Source organism: Promicromonospora sp. NPDC060271 (assembly GCF_042726755.1).
Classification (GTDB): Bacteria; Actinomycetota; Actinomycetes; order Actinomycetales; family Cellulomonadaceae; genus Promicromonospora.
The window spans coordinates 1-17,836 of record NZ_JBHXBG010000120.1; the positions used below are offsets into that span (position 1 = coordinate 1).

General features: G+C 73.5%; 18 protein-coding genes. 11 read left to right on the forward strand and 7 right to left on the reverse strand.

Going from position 1 to position 17,836, the window contains the following annotated elements; all coding sequences use genetic code 11:
- Positions 1-139: 139 nt before the first annotated feature.
- The 5 genes from ACFWE2_RS17660 to ACFWE2_RS17680 all read right to left on the reverse strand — a co-directional run bounded on the left by ACFWE2_RS17660 (position 140) and on the right by ACFWE2_RS17680 (position 5,726).
- Positions 140-667: an O-acetyl-ADP-ribose deacetylase gene (locus ACFWE2_RS17660; RefSeq protein WP_377225525.1), complete on the reverse strand. Its 528-nt coding sequence runs from the start codon at positions 665-667 to the stop codon at positions 140-142.
- Positions 664-1,173 (reverse strand): GNAT family N-acetyltransferase, encoded by a 510-nt coding sequence (locus tag ACFWE2_RS17665; RefSeq protein WP_377225526.1) that lies wholly within the window; start codon positions 1,171-1,173, stop codon positions 664-666. Before ACFWE2_RS17665 ends, ACFWE2_RS17660 begins: the two co-directional genes overlap by 4 nt.
- Before the next feature lie 226 nt (positions 1,174-1,399).
- A complete protein-coding gene (locus ACFWE2_RS17670) occupies positions 1,400-2,692 on the reverse strand; it encodes a DUF6596 domain-containing protein (protein WP_377225527.1) in 1,293 nt (430 codons plus the stop codon).
- Positions 2,693-2,705: 13 nt separating this feature from the next.
- Positions 2,706-3,086 (reverse strand): YciI family protein, encoded by a 381-nt coding sequence (locus ACFWE2_RS17675; RefSeq protein ID WP_377225528.1) that lies wholly within the window; start codon positions 3,084-3,086, stop codon positions 2,706-2,708.
- Positions 3,087-3,248: 162 nt separating this feature from the next.
- Positions 3,249-5,726 carry a DNA topoisomerase (ATP-hydrolyzing) subunit A gene (locus ACFWE2_RS17680; RefSeq protein ID WP_377225529.1) on the reverse strand — a complete coding sequence of 826 codons (2,478 nt, stop codon included), beginning with the start codon at positions 5,724-5,726 and terminating at the stop codon, positions 3,249-3,251.
- Between the two features lie 189 nt (positions 5,727-5,915).
- On the opposite strand from ACFWE2_RS17680, the gene ACFWE2_RS17685 reads away from it, so the two are divergent.
- From ACFWE2_RS17685 to ACFWE2_RS17705, 5 genes are read left to right on the forward strand one after another with little or no spacing between them, the layout of a single operon-like run.
- Positions 5,916-6,371, forward strand: coding sequence for a hypothetical protein (locus tag ACFWE2_RS17685; protein ID WP_377225530.1), 456 nt, complete (start codon positions 5,916-5,918; stop codon positions 6,369-6,371).
- A gap of 22 nt (positions 6,372-6,393) precedes the next feature.
- Positions 6,394-9,249 (forward strand): GNAT family N-acetyltransferase, encoded by a 2,856-nt coding sequence (locus ACFWE2_RS17690; protein WP_377225531.1) that lies wholly within the window; start codon positions 6,394-6,396, stop codon positions 9,247-9,249.
- A 39-nt stretch (positions 9,250-9,288) separates the two neighbouring features.
- Entirely contained in the window at positions 9,289-9,873 is a 585-nt protein-coding gene (locus ACFWE2_RS17695) for a DUF5998 family protein (protein WP_116675824.1), read from the forward strand.
- Positions 9,870-11,063 carry an alkaline phosphatase family protein gene (locus ACFWE2_RS17700; RefSeq protein ID WP_377225532.1) on the forward strand — a complete coding sequence of 398 codons (1,194 nt, stop codon included), beginning with the start codon at positions 9,870-9,872 and terminating at the stop codon, positions 11,061-11,063. The genes ACFWE2_RS17695 and ACFWE2_RS17700 overlap by 4 nt, the downstream gene beginning before the upstream one ends.
- Positions 11,064-11,084: 21 nt before the next feature.
- Complete coding sequence (locus ACFWE2_RS17705) at positions 11,085-11,726, forward strand: thymidine kinase (RefSeq protein ID WP_377225533.1); 642 nt, start codon at positions 11,085-11,087, stop codon at positions 11,724-11,726.
- An 11-nt stretch (positions 11,727-11,737) separates the two neighbouring features.
- Here the strand turns inward: ACFWE2_RS17705 and sepH are convergent, their stop codons facing one another.
- Complete coding sequence (sepH, locus tag ACFWE2_RS17710; RefSeq protein ID WP_377225534.1) at positions 11,738-12,913, reverse strand: septation protein SepH; 1,176 nt, start codon at positions 12,911-12,913, stop codon at positions 11,738-11,740.
- A gap of 136 nt (positions 12,914-13,049) precedes the next feature.
- Here sepH and ACFWE2_RS17715 point away from each other — a divergent pair, with 136 nt between their 5' ends.
- Both ACFWE2_RS17715 and ACFWE2_RS17720 read left to right on the forward strand, forming a co-directional pair.
- On the forward strand, positions 13,050-13,913 hold the full coding sequence (locus ACFWE2_RS17715) for an inositol monophosphatase family protein (RefSeq protein ID WP_377225535.1): 864 nt from the start codon (positions 13,050-13,052) through the stop codon (positions 13,911-13,913).
- Positions 13,914-14,234: 321 nt separating this feature from the next.
- Positions 14,235-14,534, forward strand: a complete 300-nt coding sequence (locus ACFWE2_RS17720) for a DUF4193 domain-containing protein (protein ID WP_116675819.1) — start codon at positions 14,235-14,237, stop codon at positions 14,532-14,534.
- A gap of 121 nt (positions 14,535-14,655) precedes the next feature.
- Here the strand turns inward: ACFWE2_RS17720 and ACFWE2_RS17725 are convergent, their stop codons facing one another.
- Positions 14,656-15,099, reverse strand: coding sequence for a DUF3093 domain-containing protein (locus ACFWE2_RS17725; protein WP_377225536.1), 444 nt, complete (start codon positions 15,097-15,099; stop codon positions 14,656-14,658).
- Positions 15,100-15,221: 122 nt separating this feature from the next.
- Here ACFWE2_RS17725 and dut point away from each other — a divergent pair, with 122 nt between their 5' ends.
- From dut to ACFWE2_RS17745, 4 genes are all read left to right on the forward strand, one after another.
- The gene (gene dut / locus ACFWE2_RS17730; protein WP_377225537.1) at positions 15,222-15,698 is read left to right on the forward strand and encodes a dUTP diphosphatase; all 477 of its coding nucleotides are present in this window, start codon (positions 15,222-15,224) and stop codon (positions 15,696-15,698) included.
- A 155-nt stretch (positions 15,699-15,853) separates the two neighbouring features.
- Complete coding sequence (locus ACFWE2_RS17735) at positions 15,854-16,579, forward strand: DUF3710 domain-containing protein (protein WP_377225538.1); 726 nt, start codon at positions 15,854-15,856, stop codon at positions 16,577-16,579.
- Between the two features lie 25 nt (positions 16,580-16,604).
- Positions 16,605-16,985 (forward strand): OB-fold nucleic acid binding domain-containing protein, encoded by a 381-nt coding sequence (locus ACFWE2_RS17740; RefSeq protein ID WP_377225539.1) that lies wholly within the window; start codon positions 16,605-16,607, stop codon positions 16,983-16,985.
- Positions 16,986-17,040: 55 nt separating this feature from the next.
- Positions 17,041-17,796 (forward strand): DUF3159 domain-containing protein, encoded by a 756-nt coding sequence (locus tag ACFWE2_RS17745; RefSeq protein WP_377225540.1) that lies wholly within the window; start codon positions 17,041-17,043, stop codon positions 17,794-17,796.
- Positions 17,797-17,836: the final 40 nt, after the last annotated feature.

Below are 17,836 nucleotides of genomic sequence, written 5' to 3' on the forward strand. Positions count from 1 at the left end.
CGCCGGCGCCGCGGCGTTCGCGGCGACGCCGGCGGAGCTCGCCAAGCTGATCACGAGCTGACTCGCGCCGACCTGGGGTGGCGCGTAAGACGAACGACCGCACGGCCACGGAGCGGCTCCCGAGCGTGTCAGGTCGTCCTCAGGCCGTGGCGAGCGCCTCGTCGAACACGTTCCGCGACCGCTCGTCGAGCACCACGAACCGCACGTCCTGGGGGCTGGCGTCCGGATGCCCGGCGAGCCAGCCACGGCAGGTCGTCACCGCGATGCGCGCCACGTCCGTGACGGGCCAGCCGTAGGCACCCGCGCTCACCGCCGGGAAGGCGATGGTCCGCACGTCCAGCTCGGCGGCGACGTCGAGCGAGCGGGCGAAGCACGACGCGAGCAGGGTCGGATCGTCCTGGCCGCGGTGCAGGTTCGGCCCGACGGTGTGGATCACCCACGAGGCGGGCAGGTCGAACGCCGGGGTGGCGACGGCGTCGCCGACGTCGAGGCCATCCCGGTGGGTGGTGTTGCGCAGTCGCCGGCACGCCTCGAGCAGCCGCGGCCCGGCTGCCGTGTGGAGGGCGCCGTCGACCCCGCCGCCGCCCAGGAGCGTGGAGTTCGCGGCATTGACCACCGCATCCGCCTCCACGCGGGTCAGGTCACCGATCTCGACCGAGACGCTCATGCCGGTGCTCCGAGCGGGCCCGCCTGCGGACCCGGGGTGGTGCTCGTGGGCGTGCCGGCCGATACGCCGAACCGGGGACCCGCACCGGTGCCCGGGAGCTCCATCCAGGTGTACTGCGGGTCGACCCGCACCCAGCCGAACTGCTCGTAGAGGCTCTGGGCGTCGGCGGTCGCGAGGAGCGTGCGGCGCAGGCCGAGCGGCTCGAGGTCGGCGATCACGCCGCCGATCAGGAGCTTGCCGATGCCCTGGCCGCGCAGGCTCGGATCGACGACGACGTCGGAGAGCCAGGCGAACGTCACGCCGTCGGTCACCACACGCGCGAAGGCCACCTGCGCGCCCGTGTCCCGGCGGTAGACGCCGTAGGGCCGGGAGCCGGCGGTCGCCGCGTCCATCATCTCGCGCGAGCGGCCCGGTCCCCAGTAGGTGTCGACGATGAGCTCGTGCACGCGGGCGGCGTCGATACGGTCGGGGTCGGTGGAGAACTCATAGGTCGAGTCGTCGGTCATGGATGGAGTCAACCACTGGCCCCTGACAGTGACCGAGGGAATTGCGGGTCGGGGCTTCGCCGCGTGCCCGCCTGGGCCCGGTGCGACGGACCGAACCCGGTGAGTTCGGTCGGTTGCCGTGAGATCGGTCGGTCAACCGACCGATCTCAGAGCAAGGGACCGATGTCAGCGTGCCGGCCGTGCAAAGGACCGAACCCGTCCGCCGGCGGGAACCGGCGGCGGGCCGTTATCCGGCGTGCCTGCGGCAGAACTCGCGCAGCGGGCCGGCCGGGATCACGTCCAGCAGCTCGCGGTAGCGAGCGGCCGCCTCGCCGGTCCGGCCGGTGTGGCGCGCGAGGTCCGCGAGGGCGAGGCTCGCGTCCCTCGCGGCATACGGCGGCCCGTCGGCGACGAGCTCCTCGAGCTCGCGCTCGATCGCGCTGAGCCTGTCACCAGCGCCAGCGCGAGCGCCAGTCCCAGTCCCAGTCCCAGTCTCGGCCCCACCCTCGCGCAGGGCGATCCGGCCGAGCACCACCAGGCGCGCGACGCGGGTCGCCGGCGACGGCCAGACCAGTAGCAACGCGTCGTAGAGCTGGGCCAGCCGGGACCAGTCGGTGTCCGCCGCGGTACGAGCCGCGGCGTGCACCCCCGAGATCGTGGCCTCCAGCGCGAAGCGGCCCGGCCGCCCCGGACCCGCTCCGCCTGTGGTGATCGCCGCCGTGGCATCGTCCAGGCCCGCCGACAGGAGCCGCTGGTCCCACGCCGAGCGGTCCACCTCGTCGAGGGGGAGCGCGACGCCGTCGCGCACGCGACCCGGGCGCCGGGCCAGGCCGAGACGGCACACGGCGCGCAGGCCGAGCACCTCGGGATCGTCCGGATACTCCGCGGCGAGCGCCTCGGCGAGCGTCAGCGCGTCGCGGGCCGGGTCCTCGGTGGCGTCAGCGGGCTCGATCCCGTCCCGTTGCCCCACGGCGAACAGGCCGGCGACGCACGCGAGCACGACGGGCAGCCGCGACGCCCGCGCGGCGCGGTCGGGGATCGCGAACTCGCCGCGGGCCCTGGCCAGTGCCGACTTGGCGCGCGTGAGCCGTGCCGCCGCCGTCGCCTCCGCGATGCCGAGGTGGGCGGCGATCTGCCGGATCGTGAGCCCGCAGACCACCCGCATCGCCAGGACGAGCTGTGCGCCGGAGGCGAGCGTGTCGTCGCACGCCACGAAGAGCAGCGCGAGCCGGTCGTCGAGGTCGCCGCCGGGCGTGCCCGGGCCGGTCGGCACGTCCACTGCGGCCACCTCCGGGCGAGCGATCTGGGGCTGGAGCCGCGTGAACACCGCCTGGTGGCGCACCGCGTCGAGCCACGTCCGGCGCCCGACCTGGACGCACCAGGCGACCAGGTCGTCGATGGCGCCGTCGGGCTGGGCCGCGGCCCGCGCGAACGCCTCCGCGGCGTACTCCTCGCCGGAGTCCAGGCTGCGCGTTGTCACGGCGAGCGACCGCACCACCTGAGGCCAGGCGGTGCGGAACGCCGCGGGGTCGATCGGCACTGAGCGGTGCCCCCTAGGAACCGAAGTTCATGACCTTGCGCCACTCGATCACGTTGCCGGTGGGCACGAGCGCCGCGATCTTGCGCGCCGTGGCCTCGTCGCACTCGAACTGGTAGAAGCCGGTGATGACCTCGTTGGTGTCGGTGAACGGCGCGTCGGTGTAGACGGGTTCGGCGCCGTCCTTGCCGGGCGCGACCCACCCGCCGTACTTCGCGTTCTGCAGCGCGGCGGCGCCGACCATCTTGACGCCGAGCTCTTCGACGGCCTGCATGAAGCGCCCGTGCGCCGCCATGTCCGGGTCCTCGGAGGGGTCTCGCCCTTTTAGGTTCTCCGGAAGGTAGGCGTCCGAGTCCCAGTCGTTCTCGCGGATCAGGAAAACCCAGCTGTCAGTCATGTCGAGCTCCTCGTCACTGGAATGTTGACACGCCTTGGACGGGCGAGCGACGCCAGAATCGACAGCCTCGACAGAACTGGTACCGACAAGATTGGTATCGACCGATCGGCACCGACCGACTGGTGCCGACACCTGGGTACCGACAGAACCAGTTCCGCCGGGTCAGCCGATCACCGCGATCGGAACCGAGATCGGGGTCCCGGACCCGTCGCGCCGCTCGTCCACCTCGGGCAGCTCGACCGGCTGACCGCCGGCGCCGAGCGCCCGCGGGGGAGTCGCGCCCACCCAGGCCAGGATGAGCCCGTCCTCGCCCTTCAGCAGCCGCTGCGACCGCACACCGCCCGTCGCGCGCCCCTTGCCCGGGTACAGCGAGAACGGCGTCACCTTGCCGGCACCCGGCTCGATCCCCGGCAGCGCGTCGCCGGCCCCGGCGACGGTCACCACCGTGGCATCGACCCCGGCCGGAACGGCGCCGAAGAACACGACCTTCCGGTCCGCGGCCAGCTTGATCCCCGCCATGCCGCCCGCGGCCCGCCCCTGCGGCCGCACGGACGAGGCCGGGAAGTGCAGCAGCGACGAGTCGTCGGCGACGAAGACCAGCTCGTCGCCGTCGGACACCACGGCGGCGCCCACGACGGTGTCGCCGTCCCTGAGCGCGATCACCGGCCACTCGTCGCCCTTTGCCGGGGCGTCCGACGGCGCCACCCGCTTCACGATGCCCTGCGCGGTGCCGACGGCGATGGTCGGCGCGTCCGGGCCCAGCCCGGTCACGGTCCGCACGGTCTCGCCGGGCTCCAGCTCCACGAGCTCGCTGACCGGGATACCACCGGACAGCGACGGCGCGCCGTCGGTCGGCGGCAGCGAGGGCAGGTCGAGCACGGAGATGCGCAGCATGCGGCCGGCCGAGGTCACCAGACCGACGTGACCGCGGGTGGTCGCCGCGGCGTCGCCCCGCAGGGCGTCGTGCGCCGCGCGGTTGCCCTCGCGCGACACCGGGACGTCGTCCGGTAGGCGGGCCAGCAGGCCCGTCGCGGACAGCACCACGCGGGTCGGGAGGTCCTTGATCTGCAGGTCGATGGGTTCGACGCTCTTCTTGCGCCCGTTCGCCGGGGCCTCGGCCATCGAGCCGACGGACCCGCCGGCGGAGTCGAGCAGCACGGTGCGGCGTGGCGTGCCGTACGTCTTGGCCACCTCGCTCATCTCGGTGCTGACGACGCGGCGCAGTAGCTTCTCGTCGCCGAGGATCTGCTCCAGCTCGGCGATCTCGCGGCGCAGCTCCTCGGCCTCCTTCTCCAGCTCGATACGCGAGAACTTGGTGAGGCGGCGCAGCTGGAGGTCCAGGATGTACGACGCCTGGGGCTCCGACAGGTCGAAGACCTCGCGCAGGCGGTCGCGGGCGATCGCCGCGTCGTCGGACGAGCGGATCACCTGGATGACCTCGTCGATGTCCACGATCGCGATGAGCAGGCCGTCCACCAGGTGCAGCCGCTCGAGGCGCTTGTCCAGGCGGTACTGCGACCGGCGCCGGACCACCGAGACACGGTGGTCCACCCAGACCCGCAGCATCTCGACCAGGCCGAGCGTGCGCGGCTGGCCGTCGACGAGGGCCACGTTGTTGATGCCGAACGAGTCCTCGAGCGGCGTGACGCGGTAGAGCTGCTCCAGCACGGCGTCGGGGTCGAAACCGGTCTTGACCTCGATGACCAGGCGCAGGCCGTGCGTGCGGTCCGTGAGGTCCTGCACGTTGGAGACGCCCTGGATGCGCTTGGCCTTGACGCCGTCGGCGATCTTCTCGACCACCTTCTCCGGGCCCACCAGGTAGGGGAGCTCGGTGACGACGATGCCCTTGCGGCGCGGGGTCACGCTCTCGATCCGTGCGGTGGCCCGGGTGCGGAAGCTGCCGCGGCCGGTGCGGTACGCGTCGCGCACACCCTCGAGGCCCACGATCTTGCCGCCCGTCGGCAGGTCCGGACCAGGGACGAACCGCTGCAGGTCCTCCAGCGTGGCCTCGGGGTTCTTGATCAGGTGCTGCGCCGCCGCGACGACCTCGACGAGGTTGTGCGGAGCCATGTTCGTCGCCATGCCGACCGCGATGCCGGACGCGCCGTTGACCAGCAGGTTCGGGATCGCGGCGGGCAGCACCTCCGGCTGGGTGAGCTTGTTGTCGTAGTTCGGCACGAAGTCCACGACGTCCTCGCCGAGGTCCGCCGTCATCGACATGGCCGACGCCGCGGGCCGGGCCTCCGTGTACCGGGGGGCCGCCGGGCCGTCGTCGAGCGAGCCGAAGTTGCCGTGCCCGTCCACCAGGGGCAGCCGCAGGGAGAAGTCCTGCGCGAGGCGCACCAGGGCGTCGTAGATCGCCGTGTCCCCGTGCGGGTGGAGCTTTCCCATCACCTCGCCCACCACGCGCGACGACTTGACGTGCGCGCGGTCGGGGCGCAGCCCCATGTCCGACATCATGTAGAGGATGCGGCGCTGTACCGGCTTGAGGCCGTCGCGCGCGTCAGGCAGGGCCCGCGAGTAGATGACGGAGTAGGCGTACTCGAGGAACGAGGTCTCCATCTCCGAGGCGACGTCGATGTCCACGACCTTCTCGTGGATCTCGCTCTCGTCGAGCGGCTGCGACGGCTTGCGCGCCATGGTTCGTGGGGCTCCTGGGTTCTGGGGCTGACTCTGGGGGTGGATCGAACAGGCACACGGTACCCCGCGCCGCCGACACTCCGGCCGCTCACACTCCGGCGAGCACTCGGGCTCTCACCGTGCGGACGTCGAGCCAGGTCATGGGCCGAGCATGTGCACGTTCCCCGCTTCACCTGGCACTATTCAGCTATGCCCGAAATGCCGCTGCTCAGCAGGTCGACCACCCTGCCGGGCTGGCTGGTCCGCGTGGGGCTGGCCTACGGCGTCGCCGGGCTCAGCGTGGTGCCCGTCATGGTGCTCGGTGCCCTGGTCACCTGGTGGATGCAGTCCTGGCGGTGCGCGGAGCAGGAGTGGGGCTGCCTCGAGGAGGGCATCACCATGTGGGCGGGCCTCGCGGTGGTCGCGGCGGTGCTGCACGTGGTCATCTCGATGCGGGTGGGGCTCGGCGTGGTGCACGGCCTGGTGGTCGTCGCGGTGGCCGCCGTGTCGGCGAACATCGCCCCCGCGCCGGGCGCGTGGCTGATGCTCGCGACGGGACCGGCGGTCGCGGCGATCCTCACCGCCTCCGGCCCGAACCGCAGGCAGCGGCTGGTGCTCGTCGGCTTCGCCGTGATGCTGCTCGTCGGCATGGTCCTGATCCGATAGCCCGGTCGTTAACCTTGGTCTCGTGGACCAGCCAGCAGACCGGCGGGTGGGCACGGTGCGCCTGCCGTACCCGACGGGGTATCCCGTCGAGTGGGAGGCCGACGTGGTGCTGCGCGACGGCTCCACGACGCACGTGCGCCCCATCCGCCCGGAGGACTCCGACGCGCTCCAGCGCTTCCAGATGGCCCAGTCGGAGCGCTCCACCTATCTGCGGTTCTTCGCCGCGCTGCAGCGCATCCCGGACCGCATGCTCACCCAGCTCGTCACCGTGGACCACGTGCGCAGGGCCGCGCTGGTCGCCGTCCGCCCGGGTGCTGTGTCGGAGGCCGACGGTGCGGACGCCGACGGTGCGAGCGCCGACGGCGCGGACGCCGACGGCGCGGCCCCGGCCGAGGACATCATCGGCGTCGCGCGTTACGACGTCATCGACGACCAGCCCGGGCGCCGCACCGCCGAGGTCGCGTTCAACGTGGCCGACGCGGTCCAGGGGCAGGGCCTGGGGTCCGTGCTGCTCGAGCACATCGCCGCGGCGGCGCGCGAACGGGGCGTGCACCGGTTCATAGCGGAGGTGCTGCCGCAGAACCGGGCGATGCTCGGTGTGTTCCGGGAGGCCGGCTACGCGGTCGAGCAGCACCTGGACGACGGCGTGGTCACCGTCTCCGTCGACCTCGACCCGACCGACCGGTCCCGCGAGGTCATGGCCGACCGCGAGCACCGCACCGAGGCGCGCTCCATGCAGGGCCTGCTCTCCGCCCGGCGCGTGCTGCTGGTCGGCCCGGCGCGGGGCGGGACCGTCGACGAGCTCCTCGCCGCGCGCGTCCGCGAGGCGCACGCCGCCGACCCCGGCGACACCGAGCTTCTGGTGCTCGGCGACGACGTGACCTGGGCGGACCTCGGACGAGGCGGGCCGGGCGGGGACGGGTCCGGCGAGAGCGCCCGGGTCGACCTCGCGATCGTCGCCGCGCCGCCGGACGAGGTGATCGACGCCGTCCGGCGCCTGCGCGGCACGGGTGCGCGCGGCGTCGTCGTCCTGTCGGCGGGGTGGGCCGAGACCGGACCCGACGGCGTCGCCCGCCGCCGCGAGCTGCTGCGTACCGCGCACGCCGAGGGCATGCGGGTGGTGGGCCCCGCGAGCTACGGCCTGCTGACGAACGTGCCGGGCGCGAGCCTGCGCGCGAGCCTCGCGCTCACGGCACCCAAGCCGGGCCGGGTCGGCCTGTTCAGCCAGAGCTCACCCGTCGCCGTCACGGCCGCCGAGACGGTCAAGCGGCGCGGCCTCGGGCTCTCCACGCTCGTCTCCGCCGGGCACCGGGCCGACGTGTCGGGCAACGACGTCATGCAGTACTGGCAGGACGACCCGCACACCGACGTCGCCTGCCTGTACCTGGAGACGCTCGGCAACCCGCGCAAGTTCTCGCGGATCGCCAGGCGTCTGGCGCAGGTCAAGCCCGTGATCGTGGTCGTGGCGGGCCGCCACGGGAGCGTCGTGCCGCCCGGGCACACGGTGCGCGCGACGCGCGCGCCGCGCCGGATGCTCGACGAGGTGCTGCGGCAGTCCGGCGTGATCCGCGCGGAGAACACGCACCAGCTCATGGACGTCGCCCAGGTGCTTGCGCACCAGCCGCTCCCCACCGGCGGCCGGGTGGGGATCCTCGCGAGCTCGCCGTCGCTGGCCGCGCTCGTGGCCGACGCCGTGGCGGCGGCGGGCCTGACCGTCGTCGGGCCGCCCGAGCCGCTCTCGGCGAGCGCCCCCGACGACGAGATCGCCGCCGCCGTCGACGCCCTGTACGCGCCGGGCGCGTGCGACGCCGTCGTCGTGGTGTCGGTGCCCGTCGTGCTGCCGCGCACCGACGCGATAGCGCGCGCGGTGGCCCAGGCCGCCGCCCGGACGGGCCGCACGACGGTCGCCAGCGCGCTGGGCCTGCACGGCATGCCCGACGAGCTCGCGGCGAGCCACGACGGCCGCGAGATCCGGATCCCCGCGTTCTCCACGCCCGAGGACGCCGTCTGGGCTCTCGGCGCGGTCGTGCGCTATGCGCAGTGGCGCACCCAGGACCACGGCACGCCGGTGCGGCCCGCGCTGCGGGAGGGCATGTCGGACGGCGCCGCGCGGGCCCAGGCGCGCACGCTCGTCGAGGCTCTGCTGACCCAGGAGCCGGCCCAGGAGCCGACCCAGGAGCCGGCCGGCGTGGTCCTGGACCAGGCGACCGCCACGGAGCTGCTCGCCTGCTACGGCCTCACCCTGTGGGGCTCACGGAGCGTGCGCACGGCGGACGATGCGGTCGCCGCCGCCGAGGAGCTGGGCTGGCCGGTGGCCCTCAAGATCGCCGCACCCGCGCTGCGGCACCGCGCGGACCTGGGCGGCGTGCGCCTCGACATCGCCGACGCCGAGGACCTGCGGGAGGACGCCGAACGGATGCTCGCGGCGGCGGCGTCCCTGCTCCCGGCGCCCGACCCGGTGCTTGAGGTGCAGGCGATGGCGCCCACCGGCGTGGCGTGCGTGGTGCGCTCGGTCGAGGACGAGCTGTTCGGCCCGGTGGTGTCCTTCGGGCTGGCCGGCGACGCCGTCGACCTGCTCGACGACGTGACGCACGGCGTGCCGCCCCTGACCGACGTCGACGTGGCGCGCATGGTGCGCGGCGTCCGGGCGGCACCCCGGCTCTTCGGCTACCAGGGCGCGCCCGGCGCCGACGTGGCGGCGCTGGAGGACGTGCTGGCGCGGGTCTCCGTCATGGCGGAGGACCTGCCGGAGCTCGCCTCCCTGGAGCTCTACCCCGTCGCGGTCGCGGAGCGCGGGGCCGCGGTGCTGCACGCGACGATCCGGCTACGGCCCGCGGAGCGCCGGACGGACGCGCCGCGACGGGCGCTGCCGGGGTGATGTGGACCGGAGCACGAGACGAGTGGGATGATTCCCCCCGTGCCCCATGCCCCTACCGATGCCCGTGACGACCTGACCGCCCATCTGCACCGGGCCGGCTACTACCCGGAGCTCGTCGCGGACGTGCTCGACGTCGCCCTGGCCGACGAGGAGGTCGTCGCCCACCTCGTGCAGGCCGAGACCACCTTCGACTCGGAGGTGCGCAGGCATCTCACCGTCCTGGTGCTGACGCCGACCCGCCTGGTCACCGCGCACGTGGACGACCACGCGGGGGAGGACCCGGAGCGGCCCGGCTCGGCGTCGGCCACCACCGAGGTCGTGCCGGTGCGCGAGATCCGCTCGGTGGCGCTCACGCACGTGATCGCGGACCCGGAGCGCTACCCGAAGCGTGCGTCGACGCGGGAGGTCACCCTCGCCATCGGCTGGGGCGCGGTGTCGCGCGTCGACCTCGAGCCCGCCACGTGCGTCGACCCGAACTGCACCGCCGACCACGGACTGACCGGCCAGGTCACGCCCGACGACGTGGTGGTCCGCGTGTCCAGCGAGGCAGAGGGCGACGCCGCGGTCCGTGCCGCCGTCGGCTTTGCGCGCGCCCTGTCCCGGGCGACGTCCGCGCCGAAGTGACCGTACCGGACCTCCCCGGCGGCCTGGTCGCGCCGTCCTACGACACCACGAGCCTCGCCGCGGTCCTGCCCGCCGTCGCGGGCGCCATGGGGCACGACCTCACCACCGCCACCGGCCTCACCTCGGGCGGCTGCCGCACGGCCCTCGGCCTGCCCGACGCCGACCGCGTGGTCGTCGTCCTGGTCGACGGGCTCGGCATCCGCAACCTCGCCGAGCGCGGCGGGCACGCGCCGTTCCTGCGCGGGCTCCTGCGCGAGCGCGACGAGCCCGCCGCGACGCTCACGTCGAGCTTCCCGTCGACGACGGCGGCGGGCCTGAGCACCCTCGGCACGGGCACCGCCCCTGGCCGCACCGGCATGCTCGGCTACACGCAGCGCAACCCCGCGACGGGCCGGCTGGCGTCCCTGGTGCAGTGGAAGGAGCTCGGCGACCCGGCCGACGTGCAGCGCGAGCCGACTGTCTTCGAGAAGCTCGCCGCCGCCGGCGTGCGGGTCACGGCGCCCGGCCCGGGCAAGTTCGCCGGGTCCGGCATGACGCAGGCCGCGCTGCGCGGCCCGGCCTACGTCGCCGCGGAGACCTTCGAGCAGCGGGTCGACGCGACGGTCACGGCGCTCCGGCAGCCCGGCGAGCCGCAGCGCCTCGTGTACCTGTACCAGGGCGACGTCGACAAGACGGGGCACGGCCACGGCTGGGACTCGTGGCAGTGGGGCGACGCGCTGGAGTCCACCGACCGCGAGCTGAGCCGGCTGATGCGCGCCGTCCCCCGGGGCACCCTCGTGGTGGTCACCGCGGACCACGGCCAGATCAAGGCCGACCTGACCACCCAGTGGGACGTCGCCGCCGACCCGGCGCTGAGGCCCGGCGTCGCGCTGGTCGGCGGAGAGCCGCGCGCCCTGCACGTCTACGCCGACCAGTCCGCCGACCCGGCCGACGTCGCGCGGCGGTGGGCCGAGCGGCTGGGCGAGCACGCGATCGTCCTGCTGCGGGACGACGCGGTGGCGGGCGGCTGGTTCGGGCCGGTCGCCGAGCACGTGCTGCCGGCGATCGGGGACGTGGTGGTCGCGATGACCGGCGCGGCCACCGTCGTCGACTCGCGTGTGCACTCGGCGAACGCGCGCGCCCTGCCGGGCGTGCACGGCTCGCTGACGCCGCACGAGATGCTGGTACCCCTGCTGACCGCCGTCTCCTGAACGAAGACCGAGGTAAGAACTGTGGCTGAGCTCGTCTTCTTCTCCGGGACCATGGACTCCGGCAAGTCCACCCTCGCCCTCCAGACGGACCACAACTATCGCGCCCGCGGGCGCGAGGGGCTGATCTTCAGCCGTGGCGACCGGGCGGGGGAGGCGAGGGTCTCCAGCCGGCTGGGCCTGGAGGTCGCCGCCCACGAGGTGACCGACGACACCGACTTCTGGGTGGAGATCAGCGGCCGGCGCGCCGGCGGTGAGGCGGTCGACTACCTCGTGTGCGACGAGGCGCAGTTCTACTCGCCCGAGCAGGTGGAACAGCTCGCCCGGCTCGTCGACGAGATGGAGATCGACATCTTCGCGTTCGGCATCACCACAGACTTCCGCACCCGGCTGTTCCCCGGCTCCGCCCGGCTCATCGAGCTCGCGGACCGGATAGACGTGCTCCAGGTGCAGTCCCTGTGCTGGTGCGGCGCGCGCGCCACGCACAACGCGCGCACGGTCGACGGAGCGATGGTCACGGAGGGCGAACAGGTGGTGATCGGCGACGTCGGTCCCTTCGAGTCCGCCGACATCGCCTACGAGGTGCTGTGCCGCCGCCACCACATGCGCCGCATGACGGCGCTCACCGCGCGGCGGCGGTCGGCCGACGAGTCGCTCTGGGGCTGACGTCCAGGCGGTCAGACCTCCGGACGCGACCCGAACACGATCTCGTCCCAGCTCGGCACCTGCGCGCGCGACTTGCGGCCGCGCTTCGAGGCAGGGCGCTTGGGTTCCGCGGGCTCGGCCGGCGGCTTCTCCGGGACCTGCTCCGGCTCGGCCTGGGGCGCTGGGCGGTCGGCGGGCGAGGGCCCTTGCACCCCACCGGCGTCGGCCTCCTGCCGGGGGCCGGGTCTCGGCGCGTCGATCTCCCACTGGCTGGGCCCCTCCCACTCGAGGTCGGCGGGGGAGTCCGGCACCAGGGGCGAGGGCATGCGCGGGCGCGAGCCGCCGCGCCGCGCGCCGAGGTCCACGACGGCGGCCGAGGGCGCCGGGTCGGGCTCGGGCTCCTCGGCCGGCGGCCCGTCGGGGCCACCGGCGCCGTCCGCGCCGTCGAGGTCGAGCTCCATCATGTCCGGCAGGTCGCCCGCCGGGCTGTGCCTGCGGGCAGGCCGCTGCCCCCGCCGCTCCGACAGGTTGTCGAGCAGCAGGTCGGTGTCGTCCTGCTCGGGCGGCGCCGACCGGGACGACGGGTGGTTGCTCCGGTACGACGGCAGGGCCGACACACCGGCGACGGCCGGGCGCTCGTCCTCCTCCGGGAGGCCGAGCCAGCGTGCCTCGTCGTCGAGCGCCGTCACGAACCCGCCGCGCGGCTCCAGGGACCAGCGCGCCACGCGGGGGCGGTCGCCGGCCTGGAACTCGACCTGCACGACCCACGGCTGGGTGCCCTCGCGGGTAGCGGTCCACCGGGCGTCGGAGGGCCGGACGCCGCGTGAGCGGAGCCTGTCGTCGGCGACCTCGCCGAGGGTGGTGGCGCCGCCGTCGTCCGTCAGGACGGACTTCCCCCGGACGCGCGCGATCGAGTGCTCCCGCTCGGAGAGGACGGCGTACTCGAAGCGCCGCACGTGCTCGATCGGCAGGCCCGAGACCTCCGCGAGCTGCTCGCACGTCTCGCCGGCGCGCAGGCGCTCCTGGATCTCGCGGGGACGAAGCGCCGACGCCTCCTGGGCGCGGATCGACTCGGTACGCGGGCGGTCCCCGCGGATCGCGGCACGCAGGGCATCGGTGATGGGCAGGGTGCTCTGGGCGCCGTCGCGCGCAGCAAGGACGAGTCGTTCACCGTCCTCGTGCAGCCCTACCAGCTCCAGCTCGTCCATGCCAGTCCTCCCTGGGTAGTCCTGTGGGCCGAGCCTGCCACCGCAGGGCGGCCCAGCGGCGCAGGCGCGTCGGTGCGCCGCGGGATAGTCGGGCGCTGGATGGTCGGCTGCCGGGCAGGTGCGGCAGGATGGGTGCGTGATCTCACCCGCACTGCCCGAGCTGCCCGACGGCGTCACCGTCACCGCCCTCCGCGACCTCGCCGTCCGCCTCGCGACAGCCGCCGGTGCCCTGGTCCGTGAGGGTAGACCCGAACGCGTGGTCGTCGCGGCCACCAAGTCGAGCGACGTCGACCCGGTCACGGTCATGGACCGTGCCTCGGAGGACCTGCTGCGGGAGATGATCGCCGCCGAACGGCCCGACGACGCGATCCTCGGCGAGGAGGGCGACGACGTCCCGGGCACCAGCGGCCTGACCTGGGTGCTCGACCCGATCGACGGCACGGTGAACTACCTGTACGGGGTCGGGTCGTGGGCGGTGTCGGTGGCCGTGGTGGCGGGGCCGCCGGAGCCCGGCTCGTGGACCGTGCTGGCCGGTTGCGTGCACAGCGTGTCCGACGGCCGCACCTGGTCGGCGGGCCTGGGCGAGGGCGCGACGAGGGACGGCGAGCCGATCCGGGTGGGTGCCGCGGCGTCGCTGGGCGCATCGCTGGTCGGCACGGGCTTCGGGTACGACGCCGGCCGCCGCGCCCACCAGGCCCAGGTGCTGATGCAGGTGCTGCCGAAGATCCGGGACATCCGGCGGATCGGGTCCGCCGCGATCGACCTGTGCCTGCTCGCGGACGGCTCGCTCGACCTGTACTACGAGCGCGGGCTCAACCCGTGGGACATGGCGGCGGGGGCCGTGGTGGCCACCGAGGCGGGCGCGGTGGTGACCGGGCTGCGCGGCGCCCCGGCGGGCTCCGCCATGACCGTCGCGGGTCCGGCCGAGCTCGTCGCACAGCTCGCCGAGATCCTCGAGGCGGCCGACGCCGACGGTGCGAGCTCGCCCGAGATCGGGTGATACTTTTTCCGGCCCGGTATCGGGGCCCGGTATCGCGTCAGACGTCATCGCTGAACCGGCCCCAAAGGCAAATATCGGTATATCGACGCAGGTCAGAGCATACGTGACCGGGGTTACACCGGCAGATGTAGCGCGCCGATACGAAATGGTGCACAATCCGTGGGCCGACTCGGGAACAAAACCGGGGCCGTGTGCATTATCAGCGCGTACACCCGCGGGCGGACGCTGTCCGGCGGCGCTCGCGGTGACCCGGCCGGGGCGGCGTCGATCCCGGATGACCCGAAACCTTCCGGCGCGACCACTACCGACGGAGAACACCACATGGCAACTGACTACGACGCCCCACGTAAGACCGATGAGGATGTCGAGCAGGATTCGATCCAGGAGCTGCAGGCTCGTCGCTCTGACAAGTCCTCGGGCGTTGTGGACGAGGACGAGACGGAAGCAGCCGAGGGCTTCGAGCTCCCGGGCGCCGACCTGTCCGGCGAGGAGCTCGCGGTACGTGTGCTGCCGCGTCAGGCGGACGAGTTCACGTGTTCCAGCTGCTTCCTCGTGCACCACCGCAGCCAGCTGGCCTACGAGAAGGCCGGCCAGATGATCTGCACGGAGTGCGCCGCCTGATTCCACCAGGCGTTCGGCACTGACGACACGACCGGGCTGTCATGCGAGTGCGTGGCAGCCTTCGTCGTGTCCGGGCTCAGGCGGCTGCCCAGGGGCTCCTGCACGGGGCCGTAGGGCCTCCTCAGGGTCGCAGGGCCTCGACGAGCAGCTGCGGCCGGCGGGTGGAGACGAGCCAGTAGGGGGTGGGGTCTGCCGGGTCGTCCACCGCGACCCGCACCCCGGTCCGGGCCCACGCGCGCAGGCAGACGTACGCCCGCCCGTCGAGGCCGGGGCCCAGCTCGTGCCGCATCGCGGCGACGTCGAGGGCCTCGGCGGGGCCGAGCAGGGCGACCGGGATCCGGGCGCTGCCGGCCCGCAGGACACCGTCGGACACCTCGACGACCGGTGCCGTGACCGCCAGGGCGGTCGCGGATCCCAGGCAGACCAGCAGCCCGACGACGATCGCCGCCGTCGAGTGCACCGGCCACAGCGCGATCGCCGCGATGGCGCCCAGACCGACCGTGCCGAGCCAGCCACCGGGACCGGGCAGGAGACGCTCGTGGAAGGTGAGGGTGGTCGCCGTCATGAGGACATCATCCCAGCCCCGAAACACTGCCGGAGCACCGCGGGACCACTGCGGGACCACTGCCGGGGCGCGAAGGGACCGCTCTTGCGGCGGTGCGTGCCGAGGTGGCGTACTCTTCCGGCGTGCCCACCCCTGTGCCAAGTGACGACGGCAGCACGGTAGACGTGCTCATCCGCCTGCTCGACGACGTCCCCGTCCCCTCCTACGCGCACCCCGGCGACGCCGGCGCCGACCTGGTGACCACCGTCGACGTCGAGATCCCGCCGCAGGGCCGGGTGCTGGTGCCGACCGGCGTCTCGATAGCCCTGCCGGACGGCTACGCGGCGTTCGTGCACCCCCGGTCGGGACTGGCCACGAAGCACGGTGTCACGATCGTGAACGCGCCGGGGACCGTCGACGCGGGCTACCGCGGCGAGATCAAGGTGACGCTGCTGAACACCGACGTCACCGAGGCCGTGAAGCTGGTGCGTGGCGACCGCGTGGCGCAGCTCGTCATCCAGAAGGTCGAGCGGGCGCGGTTCCTGCCCGCCGAGACGCTTCCCGGCTCGCACCGTGGCGAGGGTGGCTTCGGCTCCAGCGGCGGTTTCGCGGGGCGCTGAACGCCGGCTCCCGAGCCGTCCCGACTTCCGTACCGGTACCGCCCCGGACGGGTCTAGTCTGTAAGTAACGAGCGGATAACGCTGTCGTGCGCCGCAACCGATCGCGCACGCAGGACGACGAACTATGAAACCACGAACTATGAAGGAGTGTGGCTGTGGGTCTGTTCAGCCGACGAGGCACGGCGAATGAGCCCGCACCGGTCGAGTGGGCGTCGGTGGAGGCCGAGCAGCAGAAGCGGCCGCACGGACCCTTCGACCGGTCGCAGGTGGGGGAGATGGGTCCCCGCGTCGACCTCGGTGCCATCTGGCTGCCGGTGATGCCGGGCCTCGAGCTCCGCATGGAGATCGACAAGAAGACGCAGAAGGTGACGGGGGTGACGGCCGCGCTGGAGGGGTCGAACCTCCAGATCCAGGCGTTCGCCGCGCCGCGCACCGAGGGCATCTGGGACGAGATCCGGCACGAGATCGCGCAGTCCGTGAGCGGGCAGGGCGGGATCGTCGACGACGTGCCCGGTGTGTTCGGCCGCGAGCTGCTGGTCCGGATGCCCGTGAAGGGCCCGGACGGCCAGGCCGGGCAGCGTCCCGCGCGGTTCATCGGCGTGGACGGCCCGCGCTGGTTCATCCGCGGGGTGCTCGCCGGCAAGGCCGCGCTGGACGCCGAGGCGGCCAAGGCGCTCGAGTCGGTGTTCGCGAACATCGTCGTGGTCCGCGACCAGAGCCCGCGACCGCCTCGTGACCTGCTGCCCCTGGCGCTGCCGAAGTCGGCACGCAAGGATGGTGCGCAGCAGGCAGCGCCCGCTGCCGGGCCGGAGGGTGCGGTACCGCAGATGTCCGACTTCGACCCGCTGCGCCGTGGCCCCGAGATCACCCAGATCGGATGAGATCAAGTGACGAGGTGAACCACTGATGTCCCTGCGCTCGAGCCTCGCGTCCCGCATCGCCGAGTCGCTGGCCTCCAACGAGCAGGTCCGCGACATCGAGGAGCGTGCGGACGCCTCCCGGAACGTGGGCTGCGCGGCGGTCGCGTCCGTGCCGGTCCGGTCCCGCGGCAAGGTGGCCGGCGTCCTGCGCTCGGTGGTCCTGCGCCCGCGGGAGGGCGTGCCCACCGTCGAGGCCGAGCTGTTCGACGGTTCCGGCGCGCTGGACCTCGTCTGGCTCGGCCGGCGGACCATCGACGGCATCGAGCCGGGCCGCCGCATCCGCGTTGAGGGCATGGTGTGCGACGTCGACGGTCGGCGCACCATGTTCAACCCGCGCTACGAGCTGCGGCCCCGGCCGGGCGAGTGAGACGACGCGTGGCCGGGTGGATCAGCACCCGGCAGAGCACGGCAGAATGAGCCCCATGAGCGAACCCGCACGTCCCGACGTGCCCCAGCAGTCCGAGCACGAGCCCGAGCGGCGGCCCGACCAGGCACCCGCGCGGGGTGTGCGAGCGCTGACCGGCGAGGAGTTCTCGGCGGCCCAGGCGATCGGCGGTGTGCGCGGCCTGGTGGAGGCGGTGCTGCCCGGCCTGGTGTTCGTGGTCGCGTTCGTGGTCTTCACCCCCAACCTGGTGATCCCGCTGGTCGCGTCGGTCGTCGCAGCCCTCGTGCTGGTGGTGGCGCGGCTGGTGCAACGAACGCCCGTCACGCAGGCCCTCGGCGGCCTGCTCGGTATCGCGATCGGCGTGGTGTGGGCCTGGACGTCCGGCGAGGCGGAGAACTACTACGCCGGGGGCCTGCTGGTCAACGCCGCGTACCTCGTTGTGCTGCTCGGCAGCATCCTGATCCGCCGTCCCGCCGTCGGCTACGTGGTGGAGGCGCTGCGCGCGGGCCTGACGCCGGAGCGGGTCAAGGCCGAGGCGGAGGCCGGCACCTCGCCGTTCGCCGCCATCACGGCGTGGCGCGACGACCCGGCCAAGATGCGCACGTACGCCATCGCCACCTGGCTGTGGGTCGGCCTGTTCGGTCTGCGCCTCGCCGTCAAGACGCCGCTGTACTTCGCGGGCGACATCGCGTGGCTCGGTACCTTCCACCTGCTGCTCGGTGTGCCGCTGTGGGCGCTGGTGCTGTACCTGACCTGGTACGTGGTGCGCCGCCCCGCACAGCCCCGGGCCTGACGCAGGTTCACAAGGACGTAGGCGGCCGTAACCCCCGGGG

Excerpts from the sequence above, each read along its gene's own strand:
- ACFWE2_RS17660 (WP_377225525.1), bottom strand. The coding sequence starts at position 667 with ATGAGCGTCTCGGTCGAGATCGGTGACCTGACCCGCGTGGAGGCGGAT.
- ACFWE2_RS17665 (WP_377225526.1), bottom strand. The coding sequence starts at position 1,173 with ATGACCGACGACTCGACCTATGAGTTCTCCACCGACCCCGACCGTATC.
- ACFWE2_RS17675 (WP_377225528.1), bottom strand. The coding sequence starts at position 3,086 with ATGACTGACAGCTGGGTTTTCCTGATCCGCGAGAACGACTGGGACTCG.
- ACFWE2_RS17680 (WP_377225529.1), bottom strand. The coding sequence starts at position 5,726 with ATGGCGCGCAAGCCGTCGCAGCCGCTCGACGAGAGCGAGATCCACGAG.
- ACFWE2_RS17685 (WP_377225530.1), top strand. The coding sequence starts at position 5,916 with ATGCCCGAAATGCCGCTGCTCAGCAGGTCGACCACCCTGCCGGGCTGG.
- sepH (WP_377225534.1), bottom strand. The coding sequence starts at position 12,913 with ATGGACGAGCTGGAGCTGGTAGGGCTGCACGAGGACGGTGAACGACTC.
- ACFWE2_RS17720 (WP_116675819.1), top strand. The coding sequence starts at position 14,235 with ATGGCAACTGACTACGACGCCCCACGTAAGACCGATGAGGATGTCGAG.
- ACFWE2_RS17725 (WP_377225536.1), bottom strand. The coding sequence starts at position 15,099 with ATGACGGCGACCACCCTCACCTTCCACGAGCGTCTCCTGCCCGGTCCC.
- ACFWE2_RS17740 (WP_377225539.1), top strand. The coding sequence starts at position 16,605 with ATGTCCCTGCGCTCGAGCCTCGCGTCCCGCATCGCCGAGTCGCTGGCC.
- ACFWE2_RS17745 (WP_377225540.1), top strand. The coding sequence starts at position 17,041 with ATGAGCGAACCCGCACGTCCCGACGTGCCCCAGCAGTCCGAGCACGAG.